This is a genomic window from Blastococcus xanthinilyticus, assembly GCF_008124835.1.
Taxonomy (GTDB): Bacteria; Actinomycetota; Actinomycetes; order Mycobacteriales; family Geodermatophilaceae; genus Blastococcus; species Blastococcus xanthinilyticus.
On sequence record NZ_VNHW01000009.1, the window covers coordinates 47,972 to 64,738 of the forward strand.

16 protein-coding genes are annotated in these 16,767 nt (G+C 73.9%); 7 read left to right on the forward strand and 9 right to left on the reverse strand.

Features of this window, described 5'->3' with window-relative positions; genetic code table 11:
• Positions 1–32: 32 nt before the first annotated feature.
• From BD833_RS14315 to rpmH, 9 genes are all read right to left on the reverse strand, one after another.
• On the reverse strand, positions 33–605 hold the full coding sequence (locus BD833_RS14315; RefSeq protein ID WP_166533820.1) for a hypothetical protein: 573 nt from the start codon (positions 603–605) through the stop codon (positions 33–35).
• A 193-nt stretch (positions 606–798) separates the two neighbouring features.
• A complete protein-coding gene (locus BD833_RS14320) occupies positions 799–1,848 on the reverse strand; it encodes a ParB/RepB/Spo0J family partition protein (protein ID WP_166533821.1) in 1,050 nt (349 codons plus the stop codon).
• A gap of 25 nt (positions 1,849–1,873) precedes the next feature.
• A complete protein-coding gene (locus BD833_RS14325) occupies positions 1,874–2,929 on the reverse strand; it encodes a ParA family protein (protein ID WP_166533822.1) in 1,056 nt (351 codons plus the stop codon).
• Positions 2,930–3,023: 94 nt separating this feature from the next.
• The gene (gene rsmG / locus BD833_RS14330; RefSeq protein ID WP_166533823.1) at positions 3,024–3,710 is read right to left on the reverse strand and encodes a 16S rRNA (guanine(527)-N(7))-methyltransferase RsmG; all 687 of its coding nucleotides are present in this window, start codon (positions 3,708–3,710) and stop codon (positions 3,024–3,026) included.
• On the reverse strand, positions 3,707–4,300 hold the full coding sequence (locus tag BD833_RS14335) for a Jag family protein (protein ID WP_166533824.1): 594 nt from the start codon (positions 4,298–4,300) through the stop codon (positions 3,707–3,709). Before BD833_RS14335 ends, rsmG begins: the two co-directional genes overlap by 4 nt.
• A gap of 88 nt (positions 4,301–4,388) precedes the next feature.
• Positions 4,389–5,498, reverse strand: coding sequence for a membrane protein insertase YidC (gene yidC, locus BD833_RS14340; protein WP_166533825.1), 1,110 nt, complete (start codon positions 5,496–5,498; stop codon positions 4,389–4,391).
• Positions 5,491–5,898 carry a membrane protein insertion efficiency factor YidD gene (yidD, locus tag BD833_RS14345; protein ID WP_166533826.1) on the reverse strand — a complete coding sequence of 136 codons (408 nt, stop codon included), beginning with the start codon at positions 5,896–5,898 and terminating at the stop codon, positions 5,491–5,493. Before yidD ends, yidC begins: the two co-directional genes overlap by 8 nt.
• On the reverse strand, positions 5,895–6,275 hold the full coding sequence (gene rnpA / locus BD833_RS14350; RefSeq protein ID WP_166533827.1) for a ribonuclease P protein component: 381 nt from the start codon (positions 6,273–6,275) through the stop codon (positions 5,895–5,897). Before rnpA ends, yidD begins: the two co-directional genes overlap by 4 nt.
• Position 6,276: 1 nt before the next feature.
• Complete coding sequence (gene rpmH / locus BD833_RS14355) at positions 6,277–6,414, reverse strand: 50S ribosomal protein L34 (protein WP_091930872.1); 138 nt, start codon at positions 6,412–6,414, stop codon at positions 6,277–6,279.
• Positions 6,415–7,109: 695 nt separating this feature from the next.
• Here rpmH and dnaA point away from each other — a divergent pair.
• The 7 genes from dnaA (at position 7,110) to BD833_RS14390 (ending at position 16,690) form a co-directional block, all read left to right on the forward strand.
• Positions 7,110–8,870, forward strand: coding sequence for a chromosomal replication initiator protein DnaA (dnaA, locus tag BD833_RS14360; RefSeq protein ID WP_166533828.1), 1,761 nt, complete (start codon positions 7,110–7,112; stop codon positions 8,868–8,870).
• Between the two features lie 1,090 nt (positions 8,871–9,960).
• Positions 9,961–11,118 (forward strand): DNA polymerase III subunit beta, encoded by a 1,158-nt coding sequence (gene dnaN, locus BD833_RS14365; protein WP_166533829.1) that lies wholly within the window; start codon positions 9,961–9,963, stop codon positions 11,116–11,118.
• 92 nt (positions 11,119–11,210) lie between these two features.
• A complete protein-coding gene (gene gnd / locus BD833_RS14370; RefSeq protein WP_243737672.1) occupies positions 11,211–12,143 on the forward strand; it encodes a phosphogluconate dehydrogenase (NAD(+)-dependent, decarboxylating) in 933 nt (310 codons plus the stop codon).
• A gap of 21 nt (positions 12,144–12,164) precedes the next feature.
• Positions 12,165–13,373: a DNA replication/repair protein RecF gene (recF, locus tag BD833_RS14375; protein ID WP_166533831.1), complete on the forward strand. Its 1,209-nt coding sequence runs from the start codon at positions 12,165–12,167 to the stop codon at positions 13,371–13,373.
• A complete protein-coding gene (locus tag BD833_RS14380; RefSeq protein WP_166533832.1) occupies positions 13,370–13,870 on the forward strand; it encodes a DciA family protein in 501 nt (166 codons plus the stop codon). The genes recF and BD833_RS14380 overlap by 4 nt, the downstream gene beginning before the upstream one ends.
• Before the next feature lie 79 nt (positions 13,871–13,949).
• Positions 13,950–14,930, forward strand: a complete 981-nt coding sequence (locus BD833_RS14385) for a hypothetical protein (RefSeq protein WP_166533833.1) — start codon at positions 13,950–13,952, stop codon at positions 14,928–14,930.
• Positions 14,927–16,690 (forward strand): ABC transporter ATP-binding protein, encoded by a 1,764-nt coding sequence (locus BD833_RS14390; protein ID WP_166533834.1) that lies wholly within the window; start codon positions 14,927–14,929, stop codon positions 16,688–16,690. Before BD833_RS14385 ends, BD833_RS14390 begins: the two co-directional genes overlap by 4 nt.
• The last annotated feature ends 77 nt before the right edge of the window (positions 16,691–16,767 follow it).

Consider the following 16,767-nt stretch of genomic DNA (forward strand, 5'->3'; position numbering starts at 1 on the left):
CCCGGATCGAGCACGACCGCCACGACCGGAGGTCAGGGCCAGGGGCAGGTGTCCTTGCGGGCGATCTGGGTCCGTGAGACGCGGTCCAGGCCGTAGGGCAGGCGCGCCATCGGGAGACAGGACGTCCGGACCTTGTCGGGGTTCGTCGTGATGTCCGTCAGCACGACGTAGTTGCAGTTCCCCGCCCCACGGATCGACCGGATGTTGTTGTTCCAGTACGAGTTGGGTGACACCCTGTAGCCCGTGTAGTCACACGTGCCCGACGAGCCGTAGATCAGCGTGCTGTTTCCGACGTAGTTGTCGTTCGCGTACCAGGTCATGAGCACCGTCGACGCGGCGGCCGCGGAAACCTGACCCGAGCCCTGGGCACGTTGCCGGGACTGCATCGCCGCCGTCGCCCGCGACGGCGTGGACGCACATGCTTCGGCAAGGACGACGGAGTCGCCGTTGGCGTCCACCTCGGTGCTGCTGAGAAGGACGGCACAGTGCCTCTCGGGCGGCGCGGCGACCGCTGGCGTGCTCACTGCCAACACGCCCATGGCGAGCCCGACGGCCGTGCCTACGACCGCGAACCTCCGGCGGCGTGAACCAGTCTTGATCTTCATGACGCGCTCCCCTCGACCTGCATCTGTCCGACACCTGCGGTGGCGCGAAACTACCGAGGGTCGGAGTACAGAACAAGACGAGACCGAGCTGTTTCTGATCGGGTCCGGCGTGTCCGTCATCGCCGGGCCGGAGGACGGTCCCGCCACCCCAGTCCGTTCACGTTGTGACGAAACAATGGGTGCGACCTGTGGGTCAGGCCTCCGGGCGGCGCCCGGTGATGTCGGGCGCCATGACGCCGATGATGCGCTGCAGGTCGTCGACCGATCCGAACTCCACGACGATCTTGCCCTTGGCCCGGCCGATCTGGATCTTGACCTTGGTCTCGAACATGTCCGACAGCCGCGAGCCGAGCTCCTCGACGCCGGGTGCGCTGATGTTGCGAGCGCGGCGGCGGGCGGCCGGCTGCTCGGCGGCGGCCATGGCGACCGCCTCCTCCGTCGCCCGGACCGACAGCCCCTCGGCGACGATGCGGGTGGCGAGGGCGTCCTGCGCCTCCGCGTCGTGCAGACCCAGCAGGGCTCGGGCGTGGCCGGCGGAGATGACCCCGGCGGCGACCCGCGTCTGCACCTTCACCGGCAGCTTCATCAGCCGGATCGTGTTGGTGACCTGCGAGCGGCTGCGCCCGATGCGCGTGGCCAGCTCCTCGTGCGTCGCCCCGAACTCCTCCAGCAGCTGCTGGTAGGCCGCGGCCTCCTCCAGCGGGTTGAGCTGCACCCGGTGGATGTTCTCCAGCAGGGCGTCGCGGAGCATCGCGTCGTCGGTGGTGTCCCGGACGATCGCCGGGACGGTGCCGAGCCCGGCCGCGCGGGCCGCCCGCAGCCGGCGCTCGCCCATGATGAGCTCGTACCGGCCGTCGGCGGCCTCGCGGACGACGATCGGCTGGAGCAGCCCGAACTCGCGCACGCTGTGCGTGAGCTCCTCCAACGCCTCGTCGTCGAAGACCTGCCGCGGCTGCTTGGGGTTGGGGACGACGTCGTCGACGGCGAGCTCGCGGAGCTGCGCGCCGGGAACGCCCACCGCGGCGCTCGCCGGCTCGGTCGACGGGTCGGGCACCAGGCTGACCGGGGAGGCCGGCACCGGGGCGCCGGCGTCACCCTCCTCGAGGGCGACCGGCTGCGGGGCTGGGCGCTGGTCCTCCTCGGCACGGTCCGCCACCGGCGCCGGCGCCGGCGTCGGCGTCGGCGCGGGACCGGTGGGGATGAGCGCCGCGAGCCCGCGGCCGAGGCCACCTCGCTTGGTCATGACTGCTCCTCGTCGGCCGGGGTGCTCACTGGGAATCCTGGGCGGTGAAGGGGACCGCCGTCTCACCGAACGCCAGCGCGCCGACCGGCGTGGCCCCGTTGCTGCCGGCCGCGCTGTCGAGCGGGGGGAGATCCACCCCGCGCTGGGCGAGCTCGCGGGCGGCGTCGACGTAGCTGGTCGATCCCCGCGACCCGGGGTCGTAGGTCAGCACCGACTGGCCGTAGCCGGGCGCCTCCGAGACCCGCACGTTGCGCGGGATGACGGCACCGAGCACCAGCTCGCCGAAGTGGTTGCGCACCTCGTCGGCCACCTGGTCGGCGAGCTTGGTCCGGCCGTCGTACATGGTCAGCAGGATGGTCCGGACCGCGATCCCCGGGTTGAGGTGCTGCCGGACCAAGTCGATGTTGTTGAGCAGCTGGCCGAGTCCTTCCAGCGCGTAGTACTCGCACTGGATGGGGATGAGCACCTCGTCCCCGGCCACCAGCGCGTTCAGCGTGAGCAGACCGAGGGACGGCGGGCAGTCGATGAGCACGTAGTGCGGCCGGCGTTCCCGGGGGAGGGCGGCCACGTAGGCCTCGATCGAGCGGCGCAGCCGGTGCTCGCGGGCGACGACGGAGACCAGCTCGATCTCCGCACCGGCCAGGTCGATGGTCGCGGGGACGCACAGCAGGTTGGGGCTGGCGGTGGTCGGGTGCACGACCTCGGAGAGCGTGCTGTCACCGACCAGCGCGTCGTAGATCGAGGGCGTGCCCACCGTGTGGTCCACGCCGAGGGCGGTGCTCGCGTTGCCCTGCGGGTCGAGGTCGATCACCAGCGTCCGCAGCCCGTACAGGGCCAGCGCCACGCCGAGGTTCACCGTGGAGGTGGTCTTCCCGACGCCACCCTTCTGGTTGGCGATGGTGATGACCCGGATCCGGCCCGGCGGCGGGAACGGCTCCTGGTTGGAGGCGTGCAGGACCCGGGTGGCGCGCAGCGCCTCCATCGCGATGGGGCTGTCGAAGTCGGCCAGACCTCCGGACGACGCCCCCGGGGACTGGTCGGCGGCCAGACTCGTGCGTAGCCGCTCGCCCGGGTCGGTCATCGCGGATCCTTCCTCTGCCGGCGTTTCACGTGGAACGGGTCGGGTATCGGCTGCTGTTCCACGTGGAACAGCTCGGTGCAGCGGCGTAGCGCCGTCACCGGTCTCCCCGCGTCATGACCACCACGGTAGTGGCAGCGTCCCCCAGGGACTCACCCACGGCTCGCGCCTCGATGTCCCGCATTCCTGCCGCGCGCAGTTCGGGCAGCAGGCCCGGCAGCTCCTCCAGGGCCCGCGCGCCGACCAGCGCGACCAGGCGGGAGCCCGGCCGCAGCAGCCCGCGGCACCAGCCGACCAGCCGGGGGAGCGGCGCCACCGCGCGAGCGGTGACGACGTCGACCCGGCCGACGGCGGTCACGACGCTCCGGTCCTCCGCACGACCCCGGACCACGCGCCACGGCGGGCCACCGGGCCCGGGCGCGAGCTCCGCCACGGCCTCCTCGAGGAACTCGACCCGCCGCGCCATCGGCTCCACGAGGGTCAGCGCGACGTCCGGCCGGGCCAGGCCGAGCGGGATGCCCGGCAGCCCGGCACCACTGCCGACGTCCACGACCCGGGCGCCCTCGGGGACCGCCTCGGCGACCGCCGCGCTGTTGAGCACGTGCCGCTCCCACAGTCGGGGAACCTCCCGCGGCCCGATCAGGCCGCGGGTCACCCCGTCGGTGGCCAGCCGGGCGACGTAGCGCTGGGCGGCCGGGAGGGCCGCGCCGAACACCTGCTCGGCCACGGCCGGGGCCGGGGGCGCGGCTCCCACCGGCTCCGGTGCCGGACGCGGCTCGGTCACCTGTCGGGCAGGACCACGACGCGGCGGTTGGGCTCCTCGCCCTCCGACTCGCTGTGCACCCCGGTGACCGAGGCGATGACGTCGTGGACGACCTTGCGCTCGAACGGGTTCATCGGGCTCAGCCGCTCGGGCTGACCGCTGGTGGAGACCCGTCGGGCGGTCTCCGCCGCCAGCGAGCTGAGGTCCGCGCGGCGCTTGGCCCGGTAGCCGCCGACGTCGAGCATCAGCCGGCTGCGGACCCCGGTCGACTGCGCGACGGCCAGACGGGTGAGCTCCTGCAGCGCCTCCAGGGTGGCGCCGTCCGGGCCGATCAGGTCGGTCAGGCGGCCGCCGACGATGGCGACCGACGCCCGATCGCCCTCGACGTCGAGGTCGATGTCGCCGTCGACGTCGAGGATGTCCAGGAGCCGCTCGAGGTAGTCACCGGCCACGTCGCCCTCGCGGACGAGCAGGTCGTCACCGGACCCACCCGCCCCACGCGCCACAGCCGGCTCGATGTCGATCGGCTCGACGACGGCGTCGTCGCTGCCGGCGTCGGCGTCGGGCAGGGCGGTCGGGTTCTCTGTCACGGGCTGCTGCGGAGCACTCACGGGTGTTCCTCCCAGGTCTGTGCGGCGGCCGGGTTGTCCCGGTGGTCGATGTGCCGGTCGGGCCGGCGGGGGAGCGGTCGGGCGGCGGTCAGCGGCGCTTGCGCTTGCCGCGGTTGGCCGGACCCTGGCCGGAGCCGGGCCGCGAGCCGCCACCGGCGCGCGGCACACCGTTGCCGGTGCTGCCGGGGGCCGGTCCCGAGCCGTTCGCGGAGGCGTCCGGGGTCGCGCCCTCGTCGCCTCCCGTGCTGCCGGCGGCCGTGCTCCCGGCGGCCGTGCTCCCGGTCGGCGGCGTGGCCGGCCGGCCCGGCTTCGGCCGGACCGGCTTGGCGCCGGGCTTGGGCGCGAGCGTCCGCGGGTCGACCGCCGGCTTGTCGGCGCCGGCCTTCGCCTTGGCGGCGTCGGATCCCGGCGGCGGCATCTTCTTGAGGACGAAGAACTGCTGGCCCATCGTCCAGAGGTTGTTGGTCATCCAGTAGATGAGCACACCGATGGGGAAGATGAAGCCGGAGACGAAGAGGCTGATCGGGACGCCGTAGAGCATCAGCTTCTGCACCATCGCGGCCTGGCCCTCGACCGGGCCGGAGCGCGCCATGATCTGCTTCTGCGTGAAGTAGGTCGTGAAGCACATGACCACGATCAGCGCGAAGGCGACGATCCGGATGTTGGTGTAGTTGACGCCCTGGATACCCAGGATCGCCTGCTCCTTGGCGCCGCTCATGTTGAAGGACGAGGAGATCGGGGCGCCGAACAGCTGCGCGCGCGCCGCCTCGTCGGTCAGCTGGTTCGACCAGGAGTAGAGCCCCTGCTTGTCCGGGGCCAGCCGGCGCAGGACGTGGAAGAGTGACAGGAAGACCGGGATCTGCGGCAGGATCGGCAGGCAGCCGGCCAGCGGGTTGACCCCGCGCTCCTTCTGGAGCTGCTGCATCGCGACCGCCATGCCCTGGCGGTCGCTGCCGTACTGCTTGCGCAGCTTGGCCAGCTCGGGCTGCAGCTCCTGCATGGCCCGCTGCGACTTGATCTGCTTGACGAACAGCGGGAACAGGATCACCCGGATCGTGATCACCAGGAACACGATCGCCAGCACCCAGCTCAGCCCGCCGAGCGCCGTCTCGGGCGCCGGGTCACCGAAGAGCAGGTTCCACAGCGAGTGCCACCGGGCCATCACCCAGGAGATGGCGGTGTAGAGCCAGTCAAGCAACGGAGGACTCCTCCTGCGGGGTCCGGCACCCGGCCGGACGGGCGGCCTCGCGGCCGGGGTCATCGGTCGGTGCACCCGACAGGCGCACCGCTGTGCTGGACGAGCGGGGAGGCTGCGCGGTTCCGCAAGCCTCCGCTCCGTGCCGGTCCGCCGGGGGGACGAAGTCCACGCCACCCGGGTGCCAGGGCGCGCACTTGAGCAGGCGCACCAGGGCGAGCCGGCTGCCGCGCCCGGCCCCGTGCAGGGCCACCGCCTCCGCGGCGTAGGCGCTGCAGGTCGGGTAGAACCGGCACCGCGCCGGCAGCGCCGGGCTCACCGCACGGGAGTAGAAGCCCACCGCACGGAGCAGCACCCGCGCGGCGGCCGAGCGGCGTGGCACCGCGGCCGGGTCGCCGCTCACCGGGAGCGCACCCGGTCGCCGAGCAGCCGGTCCAGACCGGCGCTCAGATCGCGGTGCAGCACCGCGGAGTCGGCGTCCGCCGCCTCCGGCCGCGCCCGCACCACCAGATCGGCGGTCCCGGGCAGCCGGTCGAGCTCGGCTCGGACGACGGCCCGCAGCCGACGGGTCACCCGGTGGCGGACCACCGAGTTGCCCACGGCCTTGCCCACCACGAAACCGGCCCGCGCAGCCACCGGCGACGTGTCGTCGCCGGCCGACTGCCCGGGCCGTTCGGAGAGGTAGTGCAGCACCATGGTCGGCCGCCCGGCGCGCCGGCCGGAACGGACCACCGCGGTGAACTCCGGGCGCCGGCGCAGGCGTGCCTGCGCAGGCAGCACGTCAGGCGGAGAGCTTCTCGCGGCCCTTGCGCCGACGGGTGGCGAGGATCGCCCTGCCCGCGCGGGTCCGCATCCGCAGCCGGAAGCCGTGGGTCTTGGACCGGCGGCGGTTGTTCGGCTGGAACGTGCGCTTGCTCACGAGGTACTCCCACTACACGACATCGGCGGTGCGTCCCCGTCGGTGGACGGGCACGCGTGGGGTGACGGTGGCGGCTTCGCCGGCCGGCATCCCAGAAGCTGGCACTGCGGACGGCGACGACCGGACCCGGCCGCGCAGGCACGCTGCGGGGGCCGGGGACGGGCACACCCGTCCACAGACTCCGCCCAGCATAGCCGAGGAGCGCGGGGCACCGGCGACCGGCAGCACGGCGACCCGCCATGGTGCCCGGCTCCGGGCCGGTCCGCCCCGTGGCGCGCCGGATCGGCCGCCCGCGCGGCGGCCACCTCCGGACACGGCCGGGGGACCAGCGGGATCGCCCGCGCCGTTGCCCGGCTGTGGACGGGGCTGTTAGCGTCGCCGTCGCTCCGCGTCGGGCGTCAGGGTCACGGCGCGCGGGCCGACCCCGTCGGTCGACCGACCGCCGAGCCGTTCTCCTCGCCGCCCGATCTGGGCCGTGAGCAGCAGGAATGCTGTTCCGGCCGCAGTCCCGTGCGTGGTCGGCGCACCATCCCGCCGACCGTGCACAGCCTGTGGACACCGGTGTGGACCACATGCGTGCGTGTATCCACAACCGGGAGCCGTCCACGGTGGCCGGCGCCCCCGAGGAACCCGGCGCGGACGAGCCGGACGCACCGGGACCGGCCGCGGGGTCGACTTCGAGGAGGACGAGCGGCATGGCCGACACGCCGGATCTGCCAACGGTCTGGGACCAGATCCGCGAGCGGCTGGCGACGAGTCTGTCGCCGCAGCAGAACGCCATGCTGAACCTCACTCGCCCGGTGGGCCTGGTGGAGGGGACGGCGGTGCTGGCCGCTCCCAACGAGTTCACCCAGACGGTGCTCGAGTCCCGGATGCGCCGGGTGCTCGCCCAGGCGCTGTCCGAGCAGTTCGGCCGTGACATCCACGTCGCCGTCCAGCTCGAGGACTCCCCGCCCGCGCCGCCGGCCGAGGCTCGCGACGACGAGCCGACCCGGCGCCCCTGGTCGTCGGTCGAGGCGCAGCGCGAGGAGGAGGACCGGGCCACCCGCGACCGGGCCGACGACGGGCGGAGCGCGTTCGGCGTGCGGGCCGACGTCGTCGGCACCGCCGCCCCGTGGGACCGCGACACGACCGCCGAGCGCCCCGCGCCCGCGGACTTCCCCGCCGTCCGGGAGCTGCACCCGGCCGACGGCCCGGCCCGCCCGCCGGTGGACCGCGGCGCCCCCGAGGACTGGAGCACCACCACCTGGGGCGCCGGCGCCGGCGATGCAAGTGCGCAGTCCGGCGGCCGCGACTGGGGAGGCGGCGACGAGCGCAGCGCCGACGTGCTGCCCTTCGACGTCGACGGCGCGGGGGAGCAGCGGCGTCCCGGGAGCGGGGGACGGGCCCGCCGCCCCGAGTCCGGCCGCCCCGCCGGGCTGGACCCGGGCCTGAACGCCAAGTACGTCTTCGACTCGTTCGTCATCGGCAACAGCAACCGGTTCGCCCACGCCGCGGCCGTCGCCGTCGCCGAGGCGCCGGCCCGTGCCTACAACCCGCTGTTCATCTACGGGGAGTCCGGGCTGGGCAAGACCCACCTGCTGCACGCGATCGGCCACTACGCGGCGCGGATGTTCCCCAACGTGAAGGTGCGCTACGTCAGCACCGAGGAGTTCACCAACGAGTTCATCAACCTGGTGCACTCCGGCCGGGCCGAGGACTTCCGCCGCCGCTACCGGGACATCGACTTCCTGCTCATCGACGACATCCAGTTCCTGGAGCGCGCCGAGCGGACGCAGGAGGAGTTCTTCCACACCTTCAACACGCTGCACAACGCCAGCAAGCAGATCGTCATCACCTCCGACCGTCCGCCGAAGAAGCTGACGACGCTGGAGGACCGGCTGCGCACCCGCTTCGAGTGGGGGCTCATCACCGACGTCCAGGCGCCCGACCTGGAGACCCGCATCGCCATCCTGCGCAAGAAGGCCTGGGGCGAGCGGCTGCAGGTGCCCGACCAGGTGCTCGAGTTCATCGCCAGCAAGGTGCAGACCAACATCCGCGAACTCGAGGGCGCGCTGATCCGGGTGACCGCGTTCGCGTCGCTCAACAAGCAGCAGGTCGACCTCCCTCTGGCCGAGCTGGTGCTCAAGGACCTGATCAGCGACGAGCAGGGGCCGCAGATCACGGCGGCGATCATCATGGCCGCCACCGCCGAGTACTTCTCCGTGACGATGGAGGAGCTGCAGGGCACCAACCGCAGCCGCACGCTGGTCAACGCCCGCCAGATCGCGATGTACCTGTGCCGGGAGCTCACCGAGCTGTCACTGCCCCGGATCGGCGCCTCTTTCGGCGGCAAGGACCACACCACCGTCATGCACGCCGTCAAGAAGATCACCAACCTCATGAGCGAGCGGCGGGCCACCTACACGCAGGTCACCGAGCTCACCGCCCGGATCAAGAGCCGCGCCCGGCAGTAACTCTGTCGTCCTCCGGACGACACCGCGGCCAGGTGCCGTCCCCAGCTGGGCTGAGCCCATCCGTCGCGCCTGCGCGGGACCCTCCGGGCCCCACTCGGCACGACCGTGCTCGTTCCGTCCCCCCGCTCGGATGAGCGGGCCGTCGCGCCTGCGGGCCCCACTCGGCCGAGCCCATCCGTCGCGCCTGCGGGCCCGCTCGGCGGGACCCTGCCGTGCCGTTCCCCGCCCTGCTTCCGAGGCCCGCCGTGGTGACGGTGTGCAGGCGGGGCGGTCACCGTCCGGACACCTACCGGCCACCGCCCCGACGCGGTCGACAAGTCGTTGTCCACACCTGTGTGGATCCCTGGGGACGACGGAATCGCTGGTTCCGCGCACGATCGACCGCGCACCGATCGCACCGGACGTCGACAGATCGAGAAGTTGTCCCCAAGGATGTGCACAGGTTGGGGGAAAGTCGGCCGATCGGGGTCCGCGGATCGTGGCCCCGGCCGCTCCACCGCCGCGCCGGCCGGCGGCGCCACGGGCCGTCACCGCCCGCTGACCTGCGGGAATGCCGCCCGGAACGGTTCCGCCGGGCTGCGGGGCTCGAATGCCCTCGGCGACGCCTCCCCAGGGGCTGGGGACGACCCGGGGAGACGCAGGGGACAGGGGGTGGACCACCGGGCGCACCGGTGCACAGCCGTCGATCTGTCCACGTGTCGACAACAGGAAGACGCTGACCACCCACAACGGGCCAACACCCCCGTTCGCGTGCTGACCTGCGAAAAGGGCCTCGATCCCCAGGTTCCACACGTGTGATGACGAGGATGAGGGAGTTCTCTCGAGAAATTCTTGAACCACACTCTGGGTGGGGACGCTCCGCTCCGAGGGCCTCAGGAAGGCCCCGGAAAGGCCATCCGGGACACGAGCGCCCAGCGGGGAAGCGGTAGGCCATCGAGGGACGGGGTTTCCCCAGAAGGCACCGCACCAGGCACGATGAGCACCGCGGCGCAGCCCTCGCGCTCTGCCGCACGACGAACGACGAGCTCCTCGCCCGTGCCGGTCACCCCGGTGCCGATCGGGCGCGGACCGAACATGGGTGGGTCGAGAGATGAAGTTCCGGGTGGCACGTGAGGTGCTCGCCGACGCCGTCGCCTGGACGGCCCGCAGCCTCCCGCCGCGGCCGTCGGTACCGGTCCTGGCCGGCATCCTGCTCGAGGCCGACGGGAGCCAGCTGTCGGTCTCCGGGTTCGACTACGAGGTGTCCGCGCGCGCCGAGGTCGACGTCCAGACCACCGAGAACGGCCGGGTACTGGTGCCGGGTCGGCTGCTGGCCGAGATCACCCGGGCGCTGCCCCCGCACCCGGTGGAGCTCATCGCCGAGGGGCCGCGGCTGGCCATCGCCTGCGGCAACGCGCGGTTCAGCCTCCCCACCCTGCCGGTCGAGGACTACCCGTCCCTGCCCTCGATGCCCTCGGCCGCGGGGATCGTCGACAGCGACGTCTTCGCCGAGGCGGTCGCGCAGGTCGCCGTCGCCGCGGGGCGGGACGACACCCTCCCGATGCTGACCGGGGTCCGGCTGGAGATCGAGGACGACCAGATCACCCTCGCCGCCACCGACCGCTACCGCCTCGCCGTCCGGGAGTTCTCGTGGCGGCCGGAGACCTCCGGGCTGTCGGCGGCCGTGCTCGTGCCGGCCCGCACCCTCGCGGAGGCGGCCAAGACGCTGACCAGCGGGCCGGAGATCACCCTCTCGCTCTCCTCCGGCAGCTCCGGCGAGGGCATCCTGGGGCTCTCCGGCAAGGACCGGCAGACCACGACGCGGCTGCTCGACGCGGAGTTCGTCAAGTACCGCGCGATCATGCCCAACGAGTCGCTCGCCAACGCCACGCTGCCGGTCGGGCTGTTCACCGACGCCGCCAAGCGGGTCGCGCTCGTCGCCGAGCGGGGGACGCCGCTGCGCTGCGAGTTCACCCCCGGCCAGGTCACGCTCCGGGCCGGCGGCAGCGACGACGAGGGCCAGGCGGAGGAGCGCTGCGACGTCGACTTCGACGGCGACCCGCTGACCATCGGCTTCAACCCGACGTTCCTGCTGGACGGGCTGGCCGCGGTGCACACCGACCGGGCCCGGATGGACTTCACCAGCCCGCTGAAGCCGGCCGTCCTCTCCGGGGTGGACGAGCCGTCGACCGACGACGAGAAGCCGGCTCCGGCCACCCGTCCGGGGAGCTACCGGTACCTGATCATGCCGGTGCGGCTGCCGGGCTGACCGAGGACGACGTCCCGGGCGCGAGAGTGCCGGGGGGCGAGCAGGATGAGTACGACACGACGACCACGACACGACGACGGAGAGGCGGGAACGTGCAGCTGGGGCTGATCGGTCTGGGCAAGATGGGTGGCAACATGGCGGAGCGGGTGCGCCGCGCCGGCCACGAGGTCATCGGGTACGACCGCGCCCCGGGCAAGCGCGACGTCGACAGCCTGCCGGCGCTGGTGGAGGCACTCAGCGCCCCCCGCGTCGTGTGGGTCATGGTCCCCGCCGGCGACCCGACCAAGGCGACGGTGAAGGAGCTGGCCGAGCTGCTCAGCCCCGGTGACGTCATCGTCGACGGCGGCAACTCCAAGTACACCGACGACCAGGTGCACGACGTGCTGTGCCGCGAGAAGGGCATCGGCTACGTCGACGCCGGCGTCTCCGGCGGGGTGTGGGGCCTGGAGAACGGCTACGCGCTCATGGTCGGCGGCACCAAGGAGGACGTCGCCAAGGTGCAGCCGGTCTTCGACGCGCTCAAGCCGCCGGCCCCGGTCGACGAGTCCGGCCAGGAGATGCCCGGTGCGGGGTTCGTGCACGCCGGGCCCGTGGGCGCCGGGCACTTCAGCAAGATGGTCCACAACGGCATCGAGTACGCCCTGATGCAGGCCTACGGCGAGGGCTACGAGCTGCTCACCGCCGTCGACCTGGTCGAGGACGTGCCCGGCGTCATCGCCTCCTGGACCCAGGGCACCGTCATCCGCTCCTGGCTGCTCGACCTGCTGGTCCGGGCGCTGGAGGAGGACCCCCAGCTGGAGGCGATCACCGGCTACGCCGAGGACTCCGGCGAGGGCCGGTGGACCGTGGAGCAGGCGATCGAGAACGCCGTCCCCATGCCCACGATCGCCGCCTCCCTCTTCGCCCGGTTCTCCTCGCGGCAGGACGACTCGCCGACCATGAAGGCGGTCGCGGCACTGCGCAACCAGTTCGGCGGGCACTCGGTGCGCGCCGTCCAGGCGCAGGAGGCCGAGCGCCCCGCGTGAACGCGTCGGCGAGGGCGTGAGGTGTACCTGAGGCACCTGCAGGTCGGGGACTTCCGGAGCTGGGAGCGGGCCGACCTGGCGCTGCCCCCGGGGCCGACGGTGTTCGTCGGCCGCAACGGCGAGGGGAAGACCAACCTGGTCGAGGCGGTGGGCTACCTCGCGACCATGAGCAGCCACCGGGTCTCCGGGGACGCCCCGCTGGTGCGGCACGGCGCCGGGCAGGCCGTGGTGCGGGCCGCCCTGCGGCGGGGTGACCGGGAGCTGCTGGTCGAGATCGAGATCAACCCGGGGAAGGCCAACCGGGTACGGGTCAACCGGGCGCCCCTGCCTCGGCCCCGGGAGCTGCTCGGCCTGGTGCGCACCGTGCTGTTCGCGCCGGAGGACCTCTCCCTGGTCCGGGGCGACCCGACCGAGCGGCGGCGTTTCCTCGACGAGCTGCTGGCGACCCGTACGCCCCGGCTGGCCGGGGTGCGCAGCGACTACGACCGGGTCCTCAAGCAGCGCAACGCGCTGCTGAAGACCGCCCGGCTCGCCCGCGGCAAGGCGATGGAGACCCTGGACGTCTGGGACGGGCACCTCACCGACCTCGGTGGGCAGGTGCTGGCCGCGCGGCTGCGGCTGATCGCCGACCTGGCCCCGCACGTCGCGGAGTCCTACGCCGGGGTGGCCGGCGAGGGCGCCGACGTCGCGGGCCTGGGCTACAGCTCGACCGTGCCGCTGGCCGGGGACGGCGCCGCCCTGCCGCCGGACGCGCCGCTCCCGGGCGTCGAGGAGCTCACCGCAGCCATGGCCGGGCGGATCGCCGAGCGCCGGGGCGACGAGCTGGACCGCGGCATGACGCTGGTCGGGCCGCACCGCGACGACCTCGTGCTGCACCTGGGGTCGGCGCCGGCGAAGGGGTTCGCCAGCCACGGCGAGTCCTGGTCGCTCGCGCTGGCCCTGAAGCTGGCCACCTTCGCGCTGCTGCGGGCCGAGGGCGAGGACCCGGTGCTCGTCCTGGACGACGTCTTCGCCACCCTCGACGCCCAGCGCCGCTCGGCACTGGCCGCGGTCGCCCGGTCGGCCGAGCAGACGCTGATCACCGCCGCGGTCATCGACGACGTCCCGGCCGAGCTGCGGCTGACCCGGGTGGAGGTCGGTGAGGGCGTAGCGCTCGTGGTCAAGGAATCGGTGGCCGGGGAGTCGGTGGCCGGGGACGCGGTGCCGGCCGGCACGGGCGGCCAGCCGTGAGCGACGAGCGCCCGCCGCGGCCCAGCGACATCGCCCGCGCCGCGCTGGAGGCGGCCCGTGCCGCCTCGGCCGCCCGGCCGCGGCCCACCCGCCGCCGGATCGCCGGCCCGCGGCGTGCCTGGAGCGGCCCGCGCCCGGGCGCCGACGACCCGCAGCTCCTCGGCCGGCTGGTCGACTCGCTGGTCAGCCAGGAGGACTGGTCGGAGCGCACCAAGGTCGGATCGGTGTTCGGCCGCTGGTCGGTCCTCGTCGGTCCCGACATCGCGGCGCACTGCCGGCCGGAGACGCTCACCGACGGCGAGCTGCTCGTCGTCGCCGAGTCCACGGCGTGGGCCACCCAGCTGCGCCTGCTCGCCCCGACCATTCTCGGCAAGCTGCACGCCCAGGTCGGCGGGGACGTCGTGAAGCGGTTGCGCGTTATCGGACCGACGGCCCCCAGCTGGAAGAAGGGTCCGCGCTCGGTGCGCGGACGGGGGCCCCGCGACACCTACGGATGAGGGCAGACCTACGGATGAGGCCAGACCCACGGATGAGGCGACGTCCCGCGAGGGCACGGCGCCGGGAGGAGGGGCAGCGATGAGCGGCCCACGGGAACCGGACGGCTTCGACGACGGGCGGGAGGACGGCGCCGGCTGGCGCGAACCCCCGCACCTGGGCGGCGACGCCTCCGGCGAGGACGTCGACCGCCCGAACTTCGCCGACCGCAGGAAGCAGCCGCGGGACGACGCCCCGGTGCCGGGGCAACCCTGGCAGCCCCCGGGCTGGGACCTGCCGCCGGCCGAGGGGCAGCGCCCGGTGCCCCCGGCCGCCGGTGGCGCGGTGCCCCCGGCTCCGGACGGCGCGGCACCCGGGAGCCGGTCGCCCGAGGACGCTGCGCCGCCGGCGCAGGACGTCCCGCCGGCCGCTCCGGGCCCGCTCCGGGGCGGTGGGCTCTTCGGCCGGCGCCGCCGGCAGCCGACCGTGGCCGAGCGGGTGTTCGCCTACGAGGGCGACGCCGTGGGCGCGCAGGGCTGGGCACTGCAGCAGGGCTGGACGGTGTCCGACGGCACCGCGCCGGAGGACGCCGCCCTGGCCGACCTGATCGCCGGCTCGCCGGTGCGCGCGACCAAGGACCACCGGGCGGCCAACGTGCTCCGCGGCCGCGCCGGCTCGCTCGAGGTCGTCGCCTTCGACGTCGTCTACGCGTCGGGCCGGTACCTGGTCCCGGAGTACGCCATCACCGCCGTGCCGATGCTCGGCGGCGTCCCCGGCTTCCGGCTGAGCCCGTCGCGGTTCTGGCGGCACGGGACCGGCGGCCTGCTGCCGATGCCCAGCGGCGACGAGGCGTTCGACGCCCGCTGGCTGCTGCTGGCCGCCGAGGACAGCCCCCAGCTGCGCCGGCTGGTCCAGGACCCGACCGTGCACGGCCTCCTGCTCGGCAGCGACGACGGCGACGAGTTCTGGTCCGGTGCCGGCCACGTGGCGGCGGTCCGGCCCGACGGGCACCGGCCGCAGCTGCTCGAGCACCACGGGCGGCTGCTGACCGCCATCGCCGGGGCGTTGATGGCCGGCGCGTGACCGCTCCCGCGATCTCCGGACCGGAGGCGGCCCCGACCGGGGTCGGCGTCCGGCACCTGCTCCCGCTGCTGAGCCCGCACCGGCGTCCCCTGCTGCTCGCCGGAGGGCTGTCGCTGGTGGCCGCGGCCGGCGCGCTGGCCCAGCCGGCACTGGTCGCCCGGGTGATCGACGTCGTCGGCTCCGGGCAGCCGCTGCTGCCCGCGGTCGCGCTCCTCGTGGTGGTGCTCGTGGCCGCCTCGGCGGTGGGCGCCTTCCAGCAGTTCCTGCTGCAGCGCACCGCCGAGGGCGTCGTGCTCACCACCCGGCAGACGCTCACCGACCGGCTGCTCCGCCTGCCGGTGGCCGAGTACGACCGGCGCCGCACCGGTGACCTGATGTCGCGGGTCGGCGCGGACACCACGCTGCTGCGGGCGACGGTCACCTCCGGCGTCGTCGACGTGGTCGGCTCGGTCGTCGTCGGCGTGGGTGCCCTGATCGCGATGGCGCTGGTCGACGTCTGGCTGCTGCTCGTGACCGTGGGCGCCGTCGCCGTGGGCGTGACCACCGCGGTCCTGGCGTCGCGGGGCGTGCGCCGGCTCTCCCAGCGGGCGCAGGAGGAGGTCGGCGCGATGTCGGCCGCCGTCGAGCGGGCGCTCTCGGCGGTGCGCACCATCCGGGCCAGCGGGGCGACGGAGCGGGAGGTCGCGGCGGTGGGCGCCAGTGCCGAGCGCGCGTACGCGGCCGGCGTGCAGGTGGCCCGGCTTGAGGCGCTCGTGTCGCCGGCCGGGTCGATCGCCGTCCAGGGGGCGTTCCTCGCCGTGCTGGGCGTCGGCGGGTACCGGGTGGCCGAGGGCACGATCAGCGTGGCCGAGCTGGTCGCCTTCATCCTCTACCTGTTCCTGCTGGTCATGCCCCTGGGTCAGGCGATCTCCGCCTGGACCCAGCTGCAGACGGGGCTGGGGGCGCTCACCCGCATCCAGGAGGTGCTCGGCCTGGAGCCCGAGCACGAGGACCGTCCCGAGCGCCCCGGCACCGGCGGATCCAGCGCCGGCGCCCCGCTGCTGGAGCTGGACGGGGTCTCGTTCCGGTACCCCGACGGGACGCCGGTGCTGAACGCCGTCTCGCTGCGGGTGGCCGCGGGCAGCCGGGTGGCGCTGGTGGGCCCCTCCGGTGCGGGCAAGTCCACCGTCCTCGCGCTGATCGAGGGCTTCTACCCGGTGGACTCCGGCGTGATCCGCTGGGCGGGCACCGACGTCCGGGAGCTCCCGCGCGCCGGGCTGCGGGCCCGGCTGGGCTACGTGGAGCAGGAGGCCCCGGTGCTGGCGGGCACGGTGCGGGAGAACCTGCTCCTCACCCGGCCCGGCGCGACCGACGACGAGCTGTGGGCCGTGCTGGCCGACGTCGGCCTCACCGAGGTGGTGCGCCGCTCACCGCTCGGGCTGGACGTGCTGGTCGGCGACGAGGGCGTGCTGCTCTCCGGCGGGGAACGCCAGCGGCTGGCCATCGCCCGCTCCCTGCTCGCCCGCCCGGACCTGCTCCTGCTCGACGAGCCGACGGCCAGCCTCGACGCCCGCAACGAGAGCCTGCTGCGCGACACGCTCGCCGCGGCCGGGGCGGACCGGGCGCTGCTGGTCGTCGCGCACCGGCTGTCCACCGTCCTGGACAGCGACGAGATCGTGGTGCTCGACCAAGGCCGGGTCGTGGGCCGGGGCACGCACCACGAGCTGCTGGACAGCAGCCCGCTGTACCGGGAGCTGGCGTCGGCGCAGCTGCTCGTCTGACCGCGGCCCCCGCTGATGATCAGGTGACCTGATCGTTCCGGGTCCTGGCTCACCGTCGGTGCTGAGCCAGGACCACC

Bases quoted from the DNA above. Each gene is read 5' to 3' on its own strand.
- BD833_RS14315 (WP_166533820.1), bottom strand. From the start codon at position 605: ATGAAGATCAAGACTGGTTCACGCCGCCGGAGGTTCGCGGTCGTAGGC.
- BD833_RS14320 (WP_166533821.1), bottom strand. From the start codon at position 1,848: ATGACCAAGCGAGGTGGCCTCGGCCGCGGGCTCGCGGCGCTCATCCCC.
- BD833_RS14325 (WP_166533822.1), bottom strand. From the start codon at position 2,929: ATGACCGACCCGGGCGAGCGGCTACGCACGAGTCTGGCCGCCGACCAG.
- dnaA (WP_166533828.1), top strand. From the start codon at position 7,110: ATGGCCGACACGCCGGATCTGCCAACGGTCTGGGACCAGATCCGCGAG.
- dnaN (WP_166533829.1), top strand. From the start codon at position 9,961: ATGAAGTTCCGGGTGGCACGTGAGGTGCTCGCCGACGCCGTCGCCTGG.
- BD833_RS14385 (WP_166533833.1), top strand. From the start codon at position 13,950: ATGAGCGGCCCACGGGAACCGGACGGCTTCGACGACGGGCGGGAGGAC.